Annotated in this window: 20 protein-coding genes and 1 pseudogene; 12 read left to right on the top strand and 9 right to left on the bottom strand. The window is 71.2% G+C overall.

Going from position 1 to position 20,810, the window contains the following annotated elements; all coding sequences use genetic code 11:
• Positions 1–40: 40 nt before the first annotated feature.
• Both ACWDRW_RS01635 and ACWDRW_RS01630 read left to right on the top strand, forming a co-directional pair.
• The gene (locus ACWDRW_RS01635; RefSeq protein ID WP_451718487.1) at positions 41–1,333 is read left to right on the top strand and encodes a M18 family aminopeptidase; all 1,293 of its coding nucleotides are present in this window, start codon (positions 41–43) and stop codon (positions 1,331–1,333) included.
• A gap of 57 nt (positions 1,334–1,390) precedes the next feature.
• Entirely contained in the window at positions 1,391–1,645 is a 255-nt protein-coding gene (locus ACWDRW_RS01630; RefSeq protein WP_451718484.1) for a DUF6458 family protein, read from the top strand.
• Here the strand turns inward: ACWDRW_RS01630 and ACWDRW_RS01625 are convergent.
• The gene (locus ACWDRW_RS01625) at positions 1,633–3,462 is read right to left on the bottom strand and encodes an NHL domain-containing thioredoxin family protein (RefSeq protein WP_451718481.1); all 1,830 of its coding nucleotides are present in this window, start codon (positions 3,460–3,462) and stop codon (positions 1,633–1,635) included. The two genes, ACWDRW_RS01630 and ACWDRW_RS01625, sit on opposite strands and share 13 nt — an antisense overlap.
• Before the next feature lie 29 nt (positions 3,463–3,491).
• Positions 3,492–3,884, bottom strand: a complete 393-nt coding sequence (locus tag ACWDRW_RS01620) for a cupin domain-containing protein (RefSeq protein ID WP_451718479.1) — start codon at positions 3,882–3,884, stop codon at positions 3,492–3,494.
• A gap of 51 nt (positions 3,885–3,935) precedes the next feature.
• Here ACWDRW_RS01620 and ACWDRW_RS01615 point away from each other — a divergent pair, with 51 nt between their 5' ends.
• Together ACWDRW_RS01615 and ACWDRW_RS01610 are read left to right on the top strand one after the other, a co-directional pair.
• Positions 3,936–4,943: a GlxA family transcriptional regulator gene (locus ACWDRW_RS01615; RefSeq protein WP_451718476.1), complete on the top strand. Its 1,008-nt coding sequence runs from the start codon at positions 3,936–3,938 to the stop codon at positions 4,941–4,943.
• The gene (locus tag ACWDRW_RS01610; RefSeq protein ID WP_451718475.1) at positions 4,940–5,437 is read left to right on the top strand and encodes an LURP-one-related/scramblase family protein; all 498 of its coding nucleotides are present in this window, start codon (positions 4,940–4,942) and stop codon (positions 5,435–5,437) included. The genes ACWDRW_RS01615 and ACWDRW_RS01610 overlap by 4 nt, the downstream gene beginning before the upstream one ends.
• Positions 5,438–5,469: 32 nt before the next feature.
• Here the strand turns inward: ACWDRW_RS01610 and ACWDRW_RS01605 are convergent, their stop codons facing one another.
• Positions 5,470–6,267 (bottom strand): carbon-nitrogen family hydrolase, encoded by a 798-nt coding sequence (locus tag ACWDRW_RS01605; protein ID WP_451718472.1) that lies wholly within the window; start codon positions 6,265–6,267, stop codon positions 5,470–5,472.
• A 215-nt stretch (positions 6,268–6,482) separates the two neighbouring features.
• Here ACWDRW_RS01605 and ACWDRW_RS01600 point away from each other — a divergent pair, with 215 nt between their 5' ends.
• On the top strand, positions 6,483–7,307 hold the full coding sequence (locus ACWDRW_RS01600; protein ID WP_451718469.1) for a maleylpyruvate isomerase family mycothiol-dependent enzyme: 825 nt from the start codon (positions 6,483–6,485) through the stop codon (positions 7,305–7,307).
• Positions 7,308–7,381: 74 nt separating this feature from the next.
• A complete protein-coding gene (locus tag ACWDRW_RS01595) occupies positions 7,382–8,134 on the top strand; it encodes an SAM-dependent methyltransferase (protein ID WP_451718467.1) in 753 nt (250 codons plus the stop codon).
• Between the two features lie 4 nt (positions 8,135–8,138).
• On the opposite strand, the gene ACWDRW_RS01590 is transcribed toward ACWDRW_RS01595, so the two are convergent.
• Entirely contained in the window at positions 8,139–9,434 is a 1,296-nt protein-coding gene (locus ACWDRW_RS01590) for an MFS transporter (RefSeq protein ID WP_451718464.1), read from the bottom strand.
• Positions 9,431–10,105 (bottom strand): GntR family transcriptional regulator, encoded by a 675-nt coding sequence (locus ACWDRW_RS01585; RefSeq protein ID WP_451718461.1) that lies wholly within the window; start codon positions 10,103–10,105, stop codon positions 9,431–9,433. Before ACWDRW_RS01585 ends, ACWDRW_RS01590 begins: the two co-directional genes overlap by 4 nt.
• Before the next feature lie 231 nt (positions 10,106–10,336).
• Between ACWDRW_RS01585 and ACWDRW_RS01580 the strand changes: the two genes are divergently transcribed.
• The 4 genes from ACWDRW_RS01580 to ACWDRW_RS01565 all read left to right on the top strand — a co-directional run bounded on the left by ACWDRW_RS01580 (position 10,337) and on the right by ACWDRW_RS01565 (position 13,545).
• A complete protein-coding gene (locus tag ACWDRW_RS01580) occupies positions 10,337–11,239 on the top strand; it encodes a D-alanyl-D-alanine carboxypeptidase family protein (RefSeq protein ID WP_451718459.1) in 903 nt (300 codons plus the stop codon).
• Between the two features lie 105 nt (positions 11,240–11,344).
• Positions 11,345–12,307 (top strand): D-alanyl-D-alanine carboxypeptidase family protein, encoded by a 963-nt coding sequence (locus tag ACWDRW_RS01575; RefSeq protein ID WP_451718457.1) that lies wholly within the window; start codon positions 11,345–11,347, stop codon positions 12,305–12,307.
• 355 nt (positions 12,308–12,662) lie between these two features.
• Positions 12,663–13,250 carry a hypothetical protein gene (locus ACWDRW_RS01570; protein WP_451718454.1) on the top strand — a complete coding sequence of 196 codons (588 nt, stop codon included), beginning with the start codon at positions 12,663–12,665 and terminating at the stop codon, positions 13,248–13,250.
• A 124-nt stretch (positions 13,251–13,374) separates the two neighbouring features.
• The gene (locus tag ACWDRW_RS01565; RefSeq protein WP_451718451.1) at positions 13,375–13,545 is read left to right on the top strand and encodes a hypothetical protein; all 171 of its coding nucleotides are present in this window, start codon (positions 13,375–13,377) and stop codon (positions 13,543–13,545) included.
• A gap of 47 nt (positions 13,546–13,592) precedes the next feature.
• Here ACWDRW_RS01565 and ACWDRW_RS01560 read toward each other — a convergent pair whose 3' ends face one another.
• The 3 genes from ACWDRW_RS01560 to pdhA are packed head-to-tail and all read right to left on the bottom strand — an operon-like array spanning position 13,593 to position 17,116.
• A complete protein-coding gene (locus ACWDRW_RS01560; protein WP_451718449.1) occupies positions 13,593–14,975 on the bottom strand; it encodes a dihydrolipoamide acetyltransferase family protein in 1,383 nt (460 codons plus the stop codon).
• Positions 14,976–14,985: 10 nt separating this feature from the next.
• Positions 14,986–15,963: an alpha-ketoacid dehydrogenase subunit beta gene (locus ACWDRW_RS01555; RefSeq protein WP_451718446.1), complete on the bottom strand. Its 978-nt coding sequence runs from the start codon at positions 15,961–15,963 to the stop codon at positions 14,986–14,988.
• A gap of 1 nt (position 15,964) precedes the next feature.
• Entirely contained in the window at positions 15,965–17,116 is a 1,152-nt protein-coding gene (pdhA, locus tag ACWDRW_RS01550; RefSeq protein ID WP_451718443.1) for a pyruvate dehydrogenase (acetyl-transferring) E1 component subunit alpha, read from the bottom strand.
• A 353-nt stretch (positions 17,117–17,469) separates the two neighbouring features.
• Between pdhA and ACWDRW_RS01545 the strand changes: the two are divergent.
• Positions 17,470–17,627: pseudogene (locus tag ACWDRW_RS01545) on the top strand (DNA-binding response regulator); the annotation flags it as partial.
• Positions 17,628–18,181: 554 nt separating this feature from the next.
• Positions 18,182–19,177, top strand: coding sequence for a phosphotransferase enzyme family protein (locus ACWDRW_RS01540; RefSeq protein ID WP_451718441.1), 996 nt, complete (start codon positions 18,182–18,184; stop codon positions 19,175–19,177).
• 5 nt (positions 19,178–19,182) lie between these two features.
• On the opposite strand, the gene ACWDRW_RS01535 is transcribed toward ACWDRW_RS01540, so the two are convergent.
• Positions 19,183–20,760, bottom strand: a complete 1,578-nt coding sequence (locus ACWDRW_RS01535; RefSeq protein ID WP_451718438.1) for a protein kinase domain-containing protein — start codon at positions 20,758–20,760, stop codon at positions 19,183–19,185.
• Positions 20,761–20,810 lie beyond the last annotated feature (50 nt).

Here is a 20,810-nt window from a genome sequence, read left to right as displayed (position 1 = left end):
AACGGGGGGCGGGCCCTGGTACGTCGTTAAGGTGAACCCCATGAGCGAACCCTCCCGCTTCGACCGCGGCCACACCGACGACCTCATGACCTTCCTGGCGGCCGGCCCGTCGCCGTACCACGCCGTGGCGAACACCGCCGAGCGGCTGGAGAAGGCCGGGTTCCGCCAGGTCGCCGAGACGGACGCCTGGGACGGGACGAGCGGCGGCAAGTACGTCGTCCGCGGCGGCGCGATCGTGGCCTGGTTCGTGCCCGAGGGCGCCGCTCCCCACACCCCGTTCCGCATCATCGGCGCGCACACCGACTCCCCCAACCTGCGCGTCAAGCCGCTGCCCGACTCCGGCGCCCACGGCTGGCGCCAGGTGGCCGTGGAGATCTACGGCGGACCCCTGCTCAACTCCTGGCTCGACCGCGACCTCGGCCTCGCGGGCCGGCTGACCCTGCGCGACGGCTCGACCCGGCTGGTGAACGTCGACCGCCCGCTGCTGCGCGTCCCCCAACTCGCCATCCACCTCGACCGCGCGGTCTCCTCCGAGGGCCTCAAGCTCGACAAGCAGCGCCACCTCCAGCCGGTCTGGGGACTCGGCGACGACGTACGCGACGGCGACCTGATCGCCTTCCTGGAGGAGGAGAGCGGACTCGCCGTCGGCGAGGTCACCGGCTGGGACCTGATGGTCCACTCCGTCGAACCGCCCGCCTACCTCGGCCGCGACCGCGAACTGCTGGCGGGCCCGCGCATGGACAACCTCCTGTCCGTGCACGCGGCGGTGGCGGCGCTGACAGCGGTCTCCGGCGGCGACCTTGACTTCATCCCGGTCCTCGCCGCCTTCGACCACGAGGAGAACGGCTCCCAGTCGGACACCGGTGCCGACGGACCGCTGCTCGGCGGCGTGCTGGAGCGCTCGGTGTTCGCGCGCGGAGGCTCGTACGAGGACAAGGCCCGGGCCTTCGCCGGGACCGTCTGCCTCTCCTCCGACACCGGGCACGCGGTGCACCCCAACTACGCGGAGCGGCACGACCCGACGCACCACCCCCGGATCAACGGCGGGCCCATCCTCAAGGTCAACGTCAACAACCGCTACGCGACCGACGGTTCGGGCCGGGCCGTGTTCGCCGCCGCCTGCGAGCGCGCCGGGGTGCCCTTCCAGTCCTTCGTCTCCCACAACGCCATGCCCTGCGGCACCACGATCGGCCCGATCACCGCGGCCCGCCACGGCATCCGGACCGTCGACATCGGCGTGGCGATCCTGTCCATGCACAGCGCTCGCGAACTGTGCGGCGCCGAGGACCCGTTCCTGCTGGCGAACACACTGGTGGCGTTCCTGGAGGGGTAGTTCGCGCGGGCCCGGGTACCCGCCTCCCACAGACACATCAACTGGGGAGGCGAGGTCATGGGCCTCGGCGGATGCATCATCCTCATCGCCGCGGGAGCCATTCTCACGTTCGCGACCGACTGGGAGATGGAAGGAATCAATCTCGACCTGGTCGGCGTCATCCTGATGATCGTCGGCCTGATCGGCGTCACCACGTTCAGCAGCATCGCCCGGCGCCGCCGGGTGGTCGTGCCGCCGCCGACGACGACTCAGGTCATCGACGAGACCGGCCACCACCGGCGGGACGGATACGGCGGCGGCTACGGCGCCTGAGGATCCATGCCGGCGAGCACGAGCGGCAGGCGGTCCGCGCCGCCCTCCGTGACCCGGACCGGCACGCCCCAGTCCTGCTGGTGGACATGGCAGGCCGGGTACGCGTTCTCGGGGTCGTCGTCGCAGGAGGCGGCCATCGCCGAGATGTGCAGAACGCCCTGCTCGACGCCCGGGGCGAGGCGCAGGACCCGGGACAGCTCCGGGTCGGCGCCCTCCCCCGACAGCAGCAGCTCGGGCGGGGTGGACGAGACCAGCAGCCGGGTCGAGGGGCCGTACCGGGTGTCCAGCTTCTGGCCGGGCGGTGCCTGGAAGATCACGTCCAGCTTCAGCTCGCCCGGCGCGACGTCGGTGGCGGCGCGCTGGGTGCGATGGGCGACGGCGGCCACCCGGACCGCCTCCTCGGGGAGCCGCAGTCGGGTCAGCCGATGCCGGGCCGACTCGACGACGACGATGTCGTCCCCGACGAGCACGGCGCCGCTGGGCTCGCGCAAGTCCGTGGCCAGGGTGGTCACTTCACCGGTCGCCGGGTCGTAGCGGCGCAGTGCGTGGTTGTAGGTGTCACTGACGGCGACCGAGCCGTCGGGTAGCGCGGTGACCCCCAACGGGTGCTGGAGCAGGGCCTGTTCGGCTGCTCCGTCGCGGTGCCCGAAGTCGAAGAGCCCGGTGCCGACGGCGGTGTGGACGGCGCCGTCGAGGTCGACCCAGCGCAGGGCGCTGGTCTCGGAGTCGGCGACCCAGAGCCGGTCCTCGGTCGCGGCGAGCCCGGAGGGCTGCGCGAACCAGGACTCGGGTGCGGGCCCGTCGACGAGGCCCTCGTTGGTGGTGCCGGCGACGACGGCGACGGTCCGGTCCTCCGGGTCGTACGTCCACAGCTGGTGGACGCCGGCCATGGCGATCCACACCTTGCCGTGCCAGTAGGCCACGTCCCAGGGCGAGGAGAGGTTCACCTCCCGGCCGGGCCCGCAGGTGGCGTCGCCCTGCATCCACTGGTGACCGGTGCCCGCCAGGGTGGTGGTCCGGCCCGACTCCGGGTCGAAGCGACGGAGCATGTGGTTCACCGTGTCGGCGACGACGACGGACCCGTCGGGCAGCAGCGCGAGCCCCTGCGGCTCGTTGAACCGCGAGCGGACCGAGGTGCTGTCCGTCGCCCCCCGGTGATCCCCCTGGCCGACCCGCCGCACGACGCTCTCGCCGTCGGGAGCCAGCTCCACCAGCTGATGCCGCGTGGTGTCACTGACCAGGATGTTCCCGGACGGCAGGACCACGGCCTTGCCGGGGAACCGCAGCGTGGTCGGCTCCGGCTCGGGCGCCACGTACGGGCCGTCCCCCCGCCGGAGCGTGCCCTTGGCCGCGTGCTCCTCCTCCAGCTCGGTGACGAGCCGCTCGATAGCGTGCACATGCCCCTCACCGGCGTGCTGAGCGACGACGTACCCCTCCGGATCGATCACGACGAGCGTCGGCCAGGCCCGCACGGCGTACTGCTTCCAGGTCGCCAGCTCCGGGTCGTCGAGCACCGGATGCTCCACCCCGTACCGCTCCACCGCGTCCACGACGGCCTGATGCTCGGCCTCGTGCACGAACTTCGGCGAGTGCACCCCGACGACCACGACGGTGTCGAGGTGCTGCTGCTCCAGGGAGCGCAGTTCGTCGATGACGTGCAGGCAGTTGATGCAGCAAAAGGTCCAAAAATCCACAACAACGCACTTACCTCGCAGGTCGGCGAGGGTGAGCTCTTTGCCTCCGGTGTTCAGCCAGCCGCCCTTGCCGACCAGCTCGGGGGCACGGACACGGGCACGGCGGGGTGCGGAATCGCTCATGGATCAAGGGTGCCACCCCGCGCCGGCCGTCACGTCAGCGCGTGGCCGGTCGTTTCGTCGACGTGGTCCGGGACGTCCTCGTGGCGGTCGCCGACCGTTGAGGTGCCGGTGGGCTCCAGGAGGAGGATGTCCGTGGGGACGGGGGCGTAGGGCTTGTGCTCGACACCCCGGGGGACCGTGAAGACGGAGAGCGGGGGGAGGACCACCGTGCGCTCGCCAGCCGGTTCCCGCAGGGAGATGTGGAGTTCGCCCTCCAGGACCAGGAAGAACTCGTCGGTGTGCTCGTGGACGTGCCAGAGGTGTTCGCCCTCCACATGGGTCACGCGGACGTCGTAGTCGTTGACCGTGGTGGCGATGCGGGGGCTCCACCGCTCGGTGAAGGAGGCGAGGGCCGCGGGCAGGGAGACGGGTTCGTTGGTCATGCCGTCATCGTGCGGGTGACGGGGAGCCCGGGCGAGTGCTAGGAATCGCACATGGCGCAAGGATCCTCTCAGCCGCAAGCGCGGCCGCACCGGGTGGCCGTCGTCGTCGACGAGGGCACCAATCCCTTCGAGGTGGGCGTCGCCACCGAGTTGTTCGGGCTGCCGCGGCCCGAACTGGCCTTGCCGGGACCGCTGTACGAGGTGGTGCTGTGCACGCCCGTGCCGGAGGTCCGGATGAACCACGGATTCTTCACGATGACGGGTACGGCGGGCCTCGACGCCGTCGATCGCGCCGACACGCTCGTCGTGCCCGGGCGGCCCGACAACGTCGTACCGCGTACCGCGCCGGTGCTCGACGCCATCCGGCGCACCCACGCGCGCGGGGCGCGGATCCTGAGCTTCTGCACCGGCAGCTTCGCGCTCGCCGAGGCCGGGCTGCTGGACGGGCGGCGGGCCACGACGCACTGGATGTGGGCCGAGGCGTTCCGGGAGCTGCATCCGCGGGTGCGGCTGGAGCCGGACGTGCTCTTCGTCGACGACGGCGACATCCTGACCGCCGCGGGCAGCGCGGCCGCGCTCGACCTGGGGCTGCACATCCTGCGCCGGGACCACGGCGCCGAGATCGCCAACGCCGTCTCCCGGCGCCTCGTGTTCGCCGCGCACCGGGACGGCGGGCAGCGGCAGTTCGTGGAGCGGCCGGTGCCCGAGGTGCCGGACGAGTCGCTGGGGCCGCTGCTGGCGTGGGCGCAGGAGCGGCTGGCCGAGCCGCTGACGGTGGCGGAGCTGGCGGCGCGGGCCGCGGTGTCGCCCGCCACGCTCCACCGGCGCTTCCGGACCCAGCTCGGCACGACCCCGCTGGCCTGGCTGACCGGGGAGCGGGTGGCGCTGGCGTGCCGGCTGATCGAGCGCGGGGAGGAGCGGCTGGAGATCGTCGCCGAGCGCAGCGGGCTCGGCACCGCGGCGAACCTGCGGGCGCGGCTGCGGCGGGAGACCGGGCTCAGCCCGTCGGCCTACCGGCGGCGTTTCGGGCCCCGCGCCGGGGAACCCCTGCTGTCATGAGATTCCTCGTGCGCGACCGGCTCCTCGGCTTCGGTGACGACTACTGGATCGAGGACGACCAGGGAAACAAGGTGTTCCTCGTCGACGGCAAGGCCATGCGGCTGCGGGACACCTTCGAGCTGAAGGACCGCCAGGGGCGGGTCCTGATCGACATCCGGCAGAAGATGCTCGCCCTGCGGGACACCATGCTGATCGAGCGGGACGGCGAGCCGCTGGCCACGATCCGCCGCAAGCGGCTGTCGCTGCTGCGCAACCACTACCGGGTGGCGCTGGCCGACGGCAGCACCGAGCTGGACGTCAGCGGCAAGATCCTCGACCGGGAGTTCGCCGTCGAGTACGACGGTGAACTGCTCGCGGTCGTCTCCCGGCGCTGGCTGCACGTCCGGGACACCTACGGCGTGGACGTCGTCCGGGAGGACGCGGATCCGGCGCTGCTGATCGCGGTGGCGGTGTGCGTGATCCACCTGGCGGAGAAGGAGCGGGAGGGGGACTGACCCTGTCGAAGGACCGGCTCAGGGAACCCGGGTCAGAGCACTCGGTCCTTCAGCGCCGGGAACTGCTCCCGGGTCGCCGCGACCTTCCCCGGGTCGAACTCGACCGTCAGGATCTCCTCGTCGTGGCCCGCCTCGGCGAGGATCTCGCCCCATGGATCCACCACGATCGAGTGACCGGCCTGCGGAACCCCCGCATGCGTCCCGGCCGTTCCACAGGCGAGCACGAACGCCTGGTTCTCCACCGCCCGCGCCTGAGCCAGCAGCGTCCAGTGCGCCCGGCGGCGCTCCGGCCAGCCCGCCGGGATCACGAAGGTCTCGGCGCCGGCGTCGACGAGACCGCGGAAGAGTTCGGGGAAACGGAGGTCGTAGCAGGTGGCCACGCCGACGGTCGTCCCGGCCAGCCGTACCGTCACCAGTTCGCGCCCGGCGCCCATCAGTACGGCCTCGCCCTTGTCGAAGCCGAAGCGGTGGATCTTGCGGTAGGCGGCGGCGAGCTCACCGGAGGGGGAGAAGACGAGAGAGGTGTTGTAGAGCGGTCCCTCGGCCGTGGCGGAGTCGCTGTCAGGTGCCGTCCGTTCCGGGATCGAGCCCGCGTGCAGCCAGACGCCCGCGTCGCTCGCCGCCTTGGCCATCGCCTCGTACGTCGGCCCTTCGAGCGGCTCGGCCTCCCGGCCGAACTCCTCGTAGGCGAAGGCGCCGGTGGTCCACAGCTCGGGCAGGACGACCAGATCGGCCCCGGCCTGCTCCCGGACCAGGGAGGCCGCCCGCACCCTGCGAGACTCGACCGATTCGCCCTCGTCTACGGCGATCTGGATCAGAGAGGCGCGCACACTACCACCGTCCTGGCATTCGAGCCGTCCACACGGGCCTACGATCGTCACACGAAAGCACTGCCGGGGTGCCTCTCAGCAGCGTAACTTGGGGGTCCCCCCGGTTCGAGCGAAGTCGAGAAGTGGGGGAGTTCCGAGACGTCGCCGACAGCCACCTCCCACTGGCACCGCCGCCACCACCAGCCCGTGTACCGACCGCCGAGGGGTCCCGTTCCGTGAGTCTGCATCCCACCCTCCAGCCCTACGCCGACGCCTGGACGCACTCCATCGACGCGATATCCGAGCTGGTGACGCCCCTTGTGGAGGGCGAGTGGAACCGGCGTACGCCGTGCCCGGGCTGGTCGGTCCGGGACGTGGTGTCGCACGTCATCGGCCTGGACTGCGAGATGCTCGGCGATCCGCGGCCGATCCACACGCTCCCGCGCGACCTGTTCCATGTCACCAACGAGGCCCAGCGCTACATGGAGATGCAGGTCGACGTCCGCCGTCATCACACGGCTCCGGAGATGACCTCCGAGCTGGAGTACACGGTGATCCGCCGCAACCGGCAGCTGCGCAACGAGTCCCGGGACCCGGGGACGAAGGTGCGCGGTCCGCTGGGCCGGGAGCTGACGCTCGAGGAGTCCATGCGGGGGCACGCGTTCAACGTGTGGGTCCATGAGCAGGACCTGCGTGCCGCGCTCGGGCGGCCCGGGAACCTCGACTCGCCGGGTGCGCTGGTGGCGCGGGACGTGCTGCTGGCGGCGCTGCCGGACGTCGTCGCGAACAAGGCGGACGCGCCACGCAGTTCGGCGGTCGTGTTCGACGTGCACGGTCCGGTGGAGTTCCTGCGCACGATCCGGGTCGACATCCAGGGCCGCGGGACGCTGGAGACGGCCCCCGCGCTGGGGCCCGCGGCGACGCTGACGCTGGACTGGGAGACGTACGTCCGGCTGGCCTGCGGGCGGGTGACTCCCGAGGCGGTCGCGGACCGGATCAAGACCGAGGGGGACGCACTGCTGACGGGGGCGATCCTGCGGAACTTCACGGTGACGCAGTAGCGGGGCCCGCACGGAAAGTGAGGGCCTGCCCAAAAGCCGTGGCGTGGGCCTGAGTTCGGTGCTTCCCTGCCCTCATGACTGACACGAAGATCGACGGACCGCCGCGTCTGAGCCGGCTGACCTTCCACAGCCCTCTCTCCGAGGACCGTGCCGGGCGCATCGTGCACCGGCTCGCGCAGAACGCGCCCGCCACCGTGCTCGACATCGGGTGCGGGTGGGGGGAGTTCATGCTGCGGGTGCTCGCCGCGGCGCCGGGGGCCACCGGTGTCGGCGTCGACATCAATGCCGTGGATCTGGAGCGGGGGCGGCGCGAGGCGGAGGCCCGGGGGCTCGCGGGGCGGGTGGAGTTCCGGGAGGAGTCCGCCCGGGACGGCAAGCAGGAGCCCGCCGACCTCGTGCTGTGCCTGGGATCCAGTCAGGCTCTGTCCGACGATCCCGACGACGCGATCCGGGTGCTGCGGCGGCTCGTCCGGGACGGTGGTCGGGTGTTGCTCGGGGAGGGGTTCTGGGAGCGGACGCCCACCCCCGAGGAGCTGGCCGGGATGTGGCCGGGGGCCGCCGTCACCGATCACCACAGCCTGGCCGACCTGCTCGATCTCGCTGTCGACGCCGGGTTCAGGCCCGAGTGGACGGAGACGGCGAACCGCGACGAGTGGGAGGAGTTCGAGTCCGGGTACCAGGCGGACGCCGAGGTGTGGCTCGCCCGGAATCCCGAACACCCCGAGGCGGCGGAGACCCGGGAGCGGCTGGACCGGCACCGGGCCCGGTGGATGAGCTACCGCGGGGTGCTGGGCCTCGCCTACCTCACCCTGGTCGCCGCGGGTTGAGCGCTCACGCCGGGACGTGCACCGTCTCCACCCGGCTCGCCACCAGCCGCTCCCGCTCCCGCCGGGCCGCCCGCCCGCGCAGCCGCAGGATCTGGCTGACCCCGAGCGCCTGCAGGACGAACACGGCCGAGAAGGCGACGGAGTAGTCGTCGCCGGTGGCGTCGAGCAGGACGCCGACCGCGAAGAGGGTGGTCATGGAGGCGACGAAACCGCCCATGTTGGTGATGCCGGAGGCGGTGCCCTGACGCTCCGGCGGGTTGGCCGGGCGGGCGAAGTCGAAGCCGAGCATGGAGGCGGGGCCGCAGGCGCCGAGCACCACGCACAGCACGATCAGCAGCCACATCGGGGCCTGTTCGGCGGGGTAGACGAGGGTGGCCGCCCACATCAGGGCGGTCGCCCCGACCGTGCCGAGCGCCAGCGGGAGCCGGGCCCCGTGGTGCCGGGCGACGAGCTGGCCGTAGACCAGGCCGAACACCATGTTGGACAGGACGACCAGGGTGAGCAGTTCACCGGCGGTGGCGCGGCTGAGGCCCTGGGCCTCGACCAGGAAGGGCAGGCCCCACAGCAGCAGGAACACCATCGCCGGGAACTGGGTGGTGAAGTGCACCCACAGGCCGAGCCTGGTCCCCGGCTCCCTCCAGGAGGCGGCGATCTGGCGGCGGACGTAGGCCGCGCCCTGGTGCGGGACCGGCTCGGGTTCGTGGCCCTCGGGGTGGTCCTTGAGGAAGAGCAGCAGCAGGACGAGGACGACGACACCGGCGAGCGCGCTGCCCGCGAAGGCGGCCGTCCAGCCGACGCCGTGCAGCAGCCGGGCCAGGACCAGGGTGGAGACGAGGTTGCCCGCCATGCCGGCGAGCCCGGCGAGCTGGGCGACGAGCGGTCCGCGCCGGGCCGGGAACCACCGGGTGCCGAGCCGCAGCACGCTGATGAAGGTCATCGCGTCCCCGCAGCCGAGCAGCGCCCGCGAGGCGAGGGCCATGCCGTACGTCGGGGAGAACGCGAAGCCCAGCTGTCCCGCGGTGAACAGCACCACGCCGATGGTCAGCACCTTCCTGGTGCCGAGCCGGTCGACCAGCAGGCCGACGGGTATCTGCATGCCCGCGTAGACCAGGAGCTGCAGGATGGAGAAGGTGGACAGGGCGGAGGCGCCCACGTCGAAGCGGTCCGCCGCGTCGAGTCCTGCGACGCCGAGGGACGTACGGAAGATGACGGCGACGAAGTAGACCGAGACGCCGATGCTCCAGACGGCGATCGCGCGCCGGCCGCCCGGGGGGTCGCCCGGCAGTGCCGTCGCGGTCATCGGACCTCACCCCGGGCCAGGTGCGAGAACCAGCCGACGTGCCGGTGGACGGCGCCGACGGCCCGCTCGGCGTCCCCGGAGCGCAGCGCGTCGAGGATCTCCTCGTGCTCGGCGAGGGTCTTGGCGATCCGGTCGGGGTGGGAGTGCATGACGGCCACGCCCATGCGCAGCTGGCGGTCGCGGAGCTGGTCGTAGAGGCGGGACAGGATCTCGTTGCCGCCGCTGCGGACGATCTCGGCGTGGAAGCAGCGGTCGGTGACCGCGGCGGCGGCCAGGTCGCCGGCGGCGGCCTCCGTCTTCTGCCGCTCGAGCAGTTCCGCGAGCCGCTCGAGGAGTCCGGCGGGGGCGGGGACCGCCTTGCGCGCCGCGTGCTCCTCGACCAGCAGCCGGGTCTCGACGACGTCCGCGATCTCCTGGGCCGAGACCGGCAGGACGAGCGCGCCCTTCTTGGGGTAGAGCTTGATCAGCCCTTCCACCTCCAGGCGCAGCAGCGCCTCCCGCACGGGTGTGCGGGACACCCCGGTGGCCTCGGCCAGCTCGCCCTCGGTGAGGAGCGTGCCGCCCTCGTAGCGGCGGTCCAGGACGGCCTGCTTGACGTGCGAGTAGACACGATCGGCGGCGGGGGGCTGCTTGGCGGGAGCGGTGGGGGTCGCGGGCGGGGCTGACGGCATGCGCACATCTTAGATACAACACGTACGCAAGAGGGAGCGCCGTCCAGCATGCGGACCTCGCGCGGACCCGATGGCGACCTCACCCACATGCTCCTGCCCGGCGGCCACATTCACCCCAGCAGCCGCACAACTTTCTGTGCTACTTACGTGTCACACACGTGCGGCCCCTCTTTCTTTCCCCTCCAACTCGGCCGCACCACTGGGGCATTCGACTCTTTCGGGGTATTTGTGTTGATTTCCGCCACCAAGGGCCTCCGGGTCCGCCGGGCCGCGGCCGTCGCGCTGACGACCGGCGCGATGTTCACCACCGCGGCCCTCACCGCGGCACCGGCCCAGGCCGTGACGGCGCCCACCATCACCGCCAAGGGCGGCTACCTGATGAACAGCGCCACCGGCACCACGCTCTACACCAAGACCGCCGACACCAAGCGGCTCACGGCCTCCACCACGAAGATCATGACCGCCAAGGTCGTGCTCTCGCAGTCGAACCTGAACCTCGACGCCAAGGTCACCATCAAGAAGGCGGTCAGCGACTACATGGTCCGCAAGGGCTATCCGTCCTCCGCCCATCTGATCGTCGGCGACAAGGTCACCGTCCGTCAGCTGCTGTACGGGATGATGCTGCCGTCCGGCTGTGACGCCGCCATGGCGCTCGCCGACAAGTTCGGCACCGGGACCACGGTCGCGGCCCGCACCAAGAACTTCATCGCCAAGATGAACAACATGGCCAAGAGCCTCGGCATGACGAACACGCACTTCGACTCGTTCGACGGCATCAGTAACGGCTCCAACTACTCGACGCCGCGCGACCTGACCAAGCTCGCCCGCTCGACGATGAAGAGCTCCACCTTCAAGACGGTCGTGAAGACCAAGTCGTACACGGCCAAGACCATCACCAGCAGCGGCTCGACCCGGACGATGGCCCCCTGGACGAACACCAACACGCTGCTCGGCTGGAACGGCACGCTCGGGGTGAAGACCGGCTCGGGCACCGAGGCCAAGTACGTCCTCGTCTTCGCCGCCACCAAGGACGGCGAGTCGGTGATGGGCGCCGTCATGACCTCCTCCTCGGCGGCCAACCGCACGGAGGACGTGAAGAAGCTCATCAACTACGGCTACGCCAGGATCAGCTGACAAGAAAATCTGATCAGCCGTACATCCCTTCGTGTGGTTCGTGAGTCTTCTGAGAGCACCCCCATTGCCCTGCGCGATCTCTCGGAAGACTCGGAGCATTCACAAGTGATTACCGGCATCAAGGGCGTACGCATCCGCAGAACCGCCGCCGTCGTGGCCACGACCGGAGCGCTGGTGGCGGGTGGCGCCCTGGCTGCACCCGCCCAGGCCGCGACGCCCACCCAGGTCACCGCGGCCGCCGCGCCCACGGTCAGCGCCAAGGGCGCCTTCATGCTCAACAGCGCGACCGGCTCCACGCTCTACAGCAAGTCCGCCGACACCCGGCGGCCGATGGCGAGCACCACGAAGATCATGACGGCGCGGGTCGTGCTGGCCATCGAGGGCGTCAACCTGGACACCAAGGTCACCATCAAGCAGGCGTACCGTGACTACGTCGCCAGGGTGGGCGCGAGCACCGCGGACCTGAAGACCGGTGACAAGGTCACCGTCCGCCAGCTGCTCGTCGCGATGATGCTGCCCTCCGGCTGCGACGCCGCCATGGCCCTCGCCGACAAGTTCGGCTCCGGGACCACGGTCGCGGCCCGCACCAAGAACTTCATCGCCAAGATGAACAAGAAGGCCGACGCCCTCGGCCTGACGAACACGCACTTCGACTCGTTCGACGGCAACTCCACGCAGAACACCAACTACACGACGCCCCGCGACCTCGCGAAGCTGACCCGCAGCGCGATGACGTTCTCGACGTTCGCGGGCATCGTGAAGAAGCCGTCGTCCGTGCACTACGCGACGACGAGCACCGGTGGCACCCGCAAGTACACCTGGTACAACACCAACCAGCTGCTGGGCTCCTACAGCGGCGCGATCGGTGTGAAGACCGGCACCAACACCCCGTCCGGGCCCTGCCTGGTCTTCGCCGGCACCCGCAACGGCAAGACGGTCGTGGGTGTCCTCCTGAACGACGCCTACCGCTTCACGGACGCCGCCAAGCTGATGGACTACGCCTTCGGCACGACGACGGCCTCCACGATGCAGCTCCGCACGCTTCCGCCGGGCGCCCAGCGCGACTGATCCACAGGATCGAAGGGGCCCATCGCGACACCGCGGTGGGCCCTTCGCCGTGCAGAGCTCACAGAGGGGCTCCTGCCGGGGCATCGGCGGCCGGAGGCAGGCGAGGAAGAGCCCACCCCGGGACGGGACTTCGCCGAGGCGGACTGGATCAGCACGGTCCACGCCCTGCGCCCGCACCTGAAACTCCCGGCCTGTGTGGGCGGCCACCAGGAACCGCCACCACCTCCGCCGACGACCCCCGGGGCGGAGGAGGACTTCGAGATGTACCTGCTCACATCCCCGGAGACCACGGATCCGGCGCGGCATCCGGGGGGATCATGATGTCGTACGCCGATCCGAAGAAGGAGTCCGAGACATGCTCTGGCCCGCCTTGCGCGCCCTGTCCCACGGCAACCTGTCCGACGACCAACTCGACTCACTGACACAGGAGTTCCGGCTTGACCCCACGCCCCGCACCGAGGGGCCGGGCGCGGCGGGGAGCATCGCGCACCGGGAATTCTCCGGCGGTCCCGGCACGCGGCTGGTGCTGGACCTCGCCCGTACCGGCGACTCCGGCTGGGTCTTCACCCTGTTCCACGAAGGCGAGCGTCCGGGACCGGACACCGTCGAGGCACACCGGTCGCTGTTCCGCGGGGCGATCGGCCGCCTGGGCCTCACCCTCGTCGAGATCACCCCGGCCGCCACGGCCGACGAGGTCCATGTCGCGCCGCAGACGAGCGGTCCCGAGTCCGCCCCGGGCGCGCAGTGGCCGCTGCCGTACGACGAGTTGGACCGCGTATGGCCACACCTCGGCATCCGCCCGGACGCGCCCCGCGAGGTGAAGGAGGTCAAGTTGCGCGAAGCCATGCGCACCCCGGCCTGGCCCGCCGCGCCCGTGGCGCTGCGCCACGAGGCGGAGGCCTTCCTGCGTGGCGAGGCGGAGGCCCTCCTGCGCGGCGAGTGACGCGCGCACCGATCGACTGAGGGGGAACTGGACTGAGCCGCCAGGACGGCGACTCCCTGCCGGAGCTGGCGGGCAACGACTGGGTCAACCGCGCCCACACACGGGCACTGGCGACGCTTCGGCGGTGCCTCGCTGGGCCGACAACTCCGTGCCGCCGTCGGACGTGGAGATCATGCGCCGCGAACTGGACGACCTACGGCCGCTGTTCGAGCGCTTCCCCCGGGCACCCGGCGGCGCCGAGGACCCCCGGTCCGGACTCAGGGCAGTCCCGGGGTGGGGCCTCGGTGTGACGTGACGGGGAGCCGCGCCGGCTGCGCGGCTCCCGCTCGCGTCATGTGGCGGTCACGCCCAGGTGATCAGCCGCTTCGGCTGCTCCAGGATCGCCGCCACGTCCGCCAGGACCTTGGAGCCCAGCTCGCCGTCGACCAGGCGGTGGTCGAAGGAGAGGGCCAGGGTGGTGACCTGGCGGGGCTTGACCTTGCCCTTGTGGACCCACGGCTGGAGCTTGATCGCGCCGACCGCGAGGATCGCGGACTCGCCGGGGTTCAGGATCGGGGTGCCCGTGTCGACGCCGAAGACGCCGACGTTGGTGATGGTCACCGTGCCGCCCTGCATCGCGGCGGGGGACGTCTTGCCCTCCCGCGCCATCGACACCAGCTCGCCGAGGGAGTCGGCCAGCTGGGGCAGCGTCTTGTCGTGCGCGTCCTTGATGTTCGGCACGATCAGCCCCCGCGGGGTGGCCGCGGCGATGCCCAGGTTGACGTAGTGCTTGACCACGATCTCCTGGTTCGCCTCGTCCCAGGAGGCGTTGATGTCCGGGTGGCGCTTGATGGCGACCAGCAGGGCCTTGGCGATGAGCAGGAGGGGGTTGACCCGCCTGCCCTCGAACTCCTTGTCCTGCTTGAGCTCCTCGACCAGCTTGACCGTCCGCGTCACGTCCACCGTCACGAACTCCGTGACGTGCGGGGCCGTGAACGCCGAGCCGACCATGGCCGCCGCGGTGGCCTTGCGGACCCCCTTGACCGGGACGCGGGTCTCGCGGGAGCCGTCGTAGGTGGCCACCGGGGCCGGGGCGGGGGCAGCGGCGGGCTTCGGCACCTCGACGACCGCCGGCTCGGGCGCCGGGGCGACCGCCGCGTGCACGTCCTCGCGGGTGATGATGCCGTCCGGGCCGGTCGGGGTCACCGTCGCGAGGTCGACCCCGAGGTCCTTGGCGAGCTTGCGCACCGGCGGCTTGGCCAGCGGGCGCTCCTTCACCGCCCCGTGGCCGTTCAGCTCGGTCTGGATGGCCGCGGCCGCCTCCTGCGCCGGGACCTGAGGGCCCTTGCGCGGGCGGCGCTTGGTGGAGGACGCGGCCACGCCGTAGCCGACGAGGACCGGCTGGCGGCCCTGCGGCTTCTCCTCCTCGGGCTCCGCGGGAGCGGGGGCAGGGGCGGCCTCGGCGGGCGCCGGGGCCGCGGTGCCGCCCGAGACGTCCACCGCGATGATCGACGTGCCGACGTCGACCGTGGTGCCCTCCGGGAAGTGCAGGGAGCGGACCACGCCGTCGTAGGGGATGGGCAGTTCGACGGCGGCCTTCGCCGTCTCGACCTCGCACACCACCTGGCCGTCGGTGACCGTGTCACCGGGCTGGACGTACCACTTGAGGATCTCGGCCTCGGTGAGGCCCTCACCGACGTCCGGCATCTTGAACTCGCGTACGGACGCTTCCGTCATCGTCGTCACGACCCTCTCCTCAGTACGCCAGGGCACGGTCGACGGCGTCGAGCACCCGGTCCAGGCCCGGCAGGTACTCCTCCTCCAGGCGCGCCGGCGGGTACGGGGCGTGGTAGCCGCCGACCCTGAGCACCGGGGCCTCCAGGTGGTAGAAGCAGCGCTCCGTGATCCGGGCGGCGATCTCCGCGCCGGAGCCGAAGAACACCGGCGCCTCGTGGACCACGACCAGGCGGCGGGTCTTCTCCACCGAGGCCTGGATGGAGTCGAAGTCGAGCGGGGAGACCGAGCGCAGGTCCAGGACCTCCAGGTTCCGGCCCTCCTCGGCGGCCGCGTCGGCCACCTCCTGACAGAGCTTCACCATCGGGCCGTAGGCGGCGAGGGTGAGGTCGGTGCCGGGGCGGACGACCCGTGCCTTGTGCAGCGGACCCGGGATCGCCTCGGTGTTGACCTCGGCCTTGTCCCAGTAGCGCCGCTTGGGCTCGAAGAAGATCACCGGGTCGTCGCTCTGGATGGCCTGCTGCATCATCCAGTAGGCGTCCGAGGCGTTGGAGGGGCTGACGATCTTCAGGCCCGCCACGTGCGCGAAGAGCGCCTCGGGGGACTCCGAGTGGTGCTCGACCGCGCCGATGCCACCGCCGTAGGGGATGCGCACGACGACCGGGAGCTTGACCTTGCCCAGGGAGCGGGCGTGCATCTTGGCGAGCTGGGTGACGATCTGGTCGTAGGCCGGGAAGACGAAGCCGTCGAACTGGATCTCCACCACCGGGCGGTAGCCCCGCAGCGCGAGGCCGATCGCGGTGCCGACGATGCCGGACTCGGCGAGCGGGGTGTCGATGACCCGCTCCTCACCGAAGTCCTTCTGGAGGCCGTCGGTCACCCGGAAGACACCGCCGAGCTTGCCGACGTCCTCGCCCATGATGAGGACCTTGGGGTCGGCCTCCAGGGCCTTGCGCAGCGATTCGTTGATCGCCTTGGCGAGAGCCATCTTCTCGGCCATGTCACTTGCCCCCTTCTGCGTCCGCGAACGATGCCTGGTAAGCGGCGAACTGGGCTCGCTCCTCGTCGACGAGCGCGTGCCCGTCCGCGTACGCGTTCTCGAAGATGGCGAAGTGGTCCGGGTCCGGCATGGCACGGACCGCCTCGCGCACCCGCCTGCCCAACGCCTCGGACTCGGTCTCCAGTTCCGCGAAGAATCCCTCGTCCGTGTGGTGTGCGGACTCCAGGTACTGGCGAAGGCGCTGGATCGGGTCCTTGGCCTCCCAGGCCACGCGCTCCTCGTCGCCGCGGTAGCGGGTCGGGTCGTCGGAGGTGGTGTGCGCGCCCATGCGGTACGTGTACGCCTCGACCAGGGTCGGGCCCTCACCCCGGCGGGCCCGCTCCAGGGCCCACTTGGTGACCGCGAGACAGGCCAGGACGTCATTGCCGTCGACCCGGACGCCCGGGAAGCCGAAGCCCTGGGCGCGCTGGTAGAGCGGGACGCGGGTCTGCTTCTCGGTCGGCTCGGAGATCGCCCACTGGTTGTTCTGGCAGAAGAACACCACCGGCGCGTTGTAGACGGCCGAGAAGGTGAAGGACTCCGCCACGTCGCCCTGGCTGGAGGCGCCGTCGCCGAAGTAGGCGATCACCGCGCTGTCCGTGCCGTCCTTGGCCGCGCCCATCGCGTAGCCGGTGGCGTGCAGGGTCTGCGAGCCGATGACGATCGTGTACAGGTGGAAGTTGTTGCTGTTCGGGTCCCAGCCGCCGTTGTTCACACCCCGGAACATGCCGAGCAGGTTGGTCGGGTCGACTCCGCGGCACCAGGCCACGCCGTGCTCGCGGTAGGTCGGGAAGACGTAGTCGTCATCGCGCAGCGCCCGCCCGGAACCGATCTGGGCGGCCTCCTGGCCCAGCAGCGAGGCCCACAGGCCCAGCTCGCCCTGGCGCTGCAGGGAGGTGGCCTCGGCGTCGAAGCGGCGGGTGAGCACCATGTCGCGGTACAGACCGCGCAGCTCCTCGGGGGTGACGTCGGCGACGTACTTGTCGTACTCGGCGTTCTTGACGCGCTTGCCCTCGGGCGTCAGCAACTGAACGAGTTCGGGCTTGGTGCTCGGGGACTTCCTGGTCCCGGCGCTGCGTCGCGGTTTGCGCGCGGCAGTGCTCTCCACGGTCACGTGTGCTCCTCCGTCGATCCGGCCCCCGGGGTTGCCGGTAAGCCTGGGGATCCCCCCAGCTCGTTCAGAGCCTGAGGGAGCGGCTCACCTGGTCCGACACCCGTGCACGGGGTGGGTGTCACTCGGCCGGAACAGGCGTGACAGGTGCCCCGGCGAGCGCCCTGCAACCATCACGTTACCCAGTGCGCCACATTTCTGTGAAACCCCCTTTGACCTGCGATTTTGCTTGGATTTCCAAGTAAATCGCGAGGAACTCGAAGGGCACTGGTCACAGCCTTGCAGGAGGCCGGAGCAACGGCACGTTATCCCGCCCACCCAGGTCAGAGGAAGAGTTTCCGTGTTTGACTTGCCCCGTGCGCGAGGACGGAAAAGTCAGGGTATTTCCACTTGACGACCCTGAGGTTGTCCGACGCGGCGTTCATGAGTTGTTGTCCGTCGAGGAGGGCATCGAGGTGGCCGCGAGGCGGGCACATCGGCCGAGGCGATCGTGCGCGTATCGGCAACTCGACCGCCGAGGAACGCCATCCGCCGAAAAGACGATCAAGAATGACGTCCAGCCGTGGCGTGTCAGCGCCGGCCCTTCCTCCGCGGGTTTTCGCGTACCGGGCGTTTCGCGGGTCTTACGGCTCTGCCGCGCGCACGCATCGTGAGCGATGGGCGGGTGCCGCCGCGGATGCCCACAGGCTGTGGACATCACCGCGCCTGCATCGGCAGCGTGGTCGCCTACGGTTCCGACAGCCTCTGCTGCGCGCGCGGCCCGGCGAGAGTCTGTGGTCCGCGCCGTCGGTCGGCGCGTGCTCGGCGTACGGGCCGGTCGCGGCCGAGCTGGAGCGGTTCGGGCCCGCTGCACGGCTCGTGGACGGGGAGCCTCACGAGCCGGTCCATCTGATCGTCGAGCCGCTGTTCGGGAGCGTGCACGCGACCGACGGCGGCCTGGAACGCCACTTCCGGAGCACCCCGTGACCGAATGCGACTGACGTCGACTTTCTGTGACAACGCCCAGTTCAGAGGCCCGGCTCGTGCCCTAGCATCTGGCGCGTGCCGCGCCCTTGTGTACCACCCCCTGTGCATCCCGCGCCCCCGTTGGGCGCCCTGCTCCGTCAGTACGCCGCCGGATGCGCGGTCGCCTGTGAGCCCGTCGACCAGGGACTGCTGAACCGCGGCTACCGGCTGCGCACGACCCGCGGCCGCTACTTCCTCAAGCACCACTTCGATCCCGAGACGGCCGACCCCGCCGCCATCGCCCGTCAGCACCGGGCGACCCAGCGCCTCGCCGACCTCGGCGTCCCGGTGGCGCCGCCGCTGACCGGACGGGACGGCCGTACGGTCGCGGTGGTCGGCGGCCACGCCTACGCCCTGCACCCCTGGATCGACGGCCGGCACCGGCACGGGGGCCAGCTCACGCAGGGGCAGTGCGCGCGGCTCGGCGCGCTGCTCGGGGCGGTGCACGCGGGTCTGGAGCGGGTGATGCCGCCGGAGGGGCGGGCGCCCGCGGTGAGCGCCGATCCCGCGGACACCTTCGCCCTCATCGAGGACCTGCTCGCGCGGGTGCGTCGGCACCGCCCCGCCGACTCCTTCGACGCCCTCGCCCGGCACCGGCTGCTGGAGCGGCGCGAGCTCCTGGAACGGCATGCCGACCGCCGCCCCCCGCGCGGGGGCCCGGTGGGCTGGGTGCACGGCGACTTCCACCCCTTCAACCTGCTCTACAAGGGCGACGCCCCCGCCGCGATCGTCGACTGGGACCGGCTCGGCGTGCAGCCCCGCGCGGAGGAGGCCGTACGGGCCGCCGCGATCTTCTTCGTACGGCCCGCGGGAACCCTCGACCTGCCGAAGGTACGGGCGTACACGCGCGCGTACCGCCGAGCGGCGTCCGCCACCCCGTCGGAACTGGCGTCAGCCGTGCACCGGGTCTGGTGGGAACGCCTCAACGACTTCTGGATGCTGCGCTGGCACTACGAGCGGAACGACACCCGCGCGGACCCGCAGTTCCCGGCGGCGTCGGCCTTGGTGGTGTGGTGGACGCGCAGGTACGACGAGGTCTGCGAGGCGTTCGCGGGCTGACCCTGTCAGCCCTCCGCGCCACCGTCCGTTCCGCCGTCAGTGGTGCCGCCGATGATCTCGCCCGTCGGCTCGCCCGTCGGCTCACCCGTGGGCTCGTCGGTCGGCTCGGCCGTCGTCGGCTCGTCCGTCGGCTCCGTCGTCGTCGGCTCCTCCGTCGGCTCGGTGGCCGAGGGCGACGGCGTGTAGGACGGCGTGTACGACGGCGTCCAGTTCGAGCCGCCGTCGGAACCGGAGTCGTCGTCCGTGGACGTGTCCGTCGGCTCCTCGGACTCGTCGTCGCTCGGCGTCTCGCTGGCCGTCCGGTCGTCCTCGGACTGCGTGACGCTCGGGGACTTCGTGGTGTCCGTGCCGGGGTTCTTGTCGTTGTCGCCGTTCAGCGCGAGGGCGACGCCCGCCGCGATGGCGATCACCGCGAGGACGGCCAGGATCCACAGCTTGCCGCGGCCACTGCCCTTGTTGCCGTGCCCCTCGAAACCGCCGTCGTCCCCTCCGCCGTAGCGGCCGCCGGGCAGGATCGGCGCCGGAATCGCCGCGGTGCCGGAGGCGTCCGCGCCGGCGTGGCCCATCACGGCCGTCTGCGCGAAGCCCCCGGACGGGGTGCGGCCGTCGTGGGTGTCGACCGGCCCGGTGTTCCAGGTGCCGGTGTGGCCGCCCTGGTCGTAGAGCATCTGGAGGCCGTACTGGACCAGGCCGCGCATCTCCTCGGCGGTCTGGAAGCGGTCGTCGGGCTCCTTGGCGAGGGAGCGCATGACCAGGCCGTCCAGCTCCGGCGGCGAGGCGTCGGAGGCCTCCGACGGAGGCGTCGGGATGTCCTGGACGTGCTGGTAGACCACCGAGAGAGGGGTCTCACCGGTGAACGGGGGCCGCAGCGCGAGGAGTTCGTACAGCAGGCAGCCGGTCGCGTACAGGTCGGAGCGGTGGTCGACGGCCTTGCCGAGCGCCTGCTCCGGGGAGAGGTACTGCGGGGTGCCCATGACCATGCCGGTCTGCGTCATCGTCGTGGACGCGCCGTGCAGGGCGCGGGCGATGCCGAAGTCCATCACCTTGACGGCGCCGTTGTTGGTGATGATGACGTTGGCCGGCTTGATGTCACGGTGCACGATGCCGTGCTGGTGGGAGTAGGCGAGCGCCTCCAGCACCCCGGAGACGATGATCAGGGCCTGCTCCGGCCCGGGCGCCTCGGCGTTGATCAGCAGGTCGCGGATGGTGCGCCCCTCGACCAACTCCATGACGATGTACGGCACGCTCTGGCCGCCCACGAAATCCTCACCGGAGTCGTACACGGCGACGATCGCGTGGTGGTTGAGACCGGCCACCGACTGGGCCTCGCGGGTGAACCGGGCCTTGGAGACCGGGTCCTCGGCGAGATCGGCGCGCAGCAGCTTGACCGCGACGGTACGCCCCAGGCGTACGTCCTCGGCCGCGAAGACCTCGGCCATGCCGCCCCGGCCGAGTCTGCGGGTGAGCCGATACCGGCCGTCCCCGACCAGCCCGCCGTTACCCCACATCTCCGGCGCATCTGACATACCGCCGCCAGTCGCCTCGGGGTCGGACGGGCCCTGAGCGCGCTGCTGCTGTGCCATCAGTCCTCGCCGTCGTTTCTGCCCGCGGTGCGCGCGGTGTTGTTACGGTC

It is taken from the genome of Streptomyces sp. NPDC003635 (genome assembly GCF_053587635.1).
The sequence above is the reverse complement of the archived record's forward strand: the minus strand, read 5'-3'. Positions and strand labels throughout refer to the sequence as shown.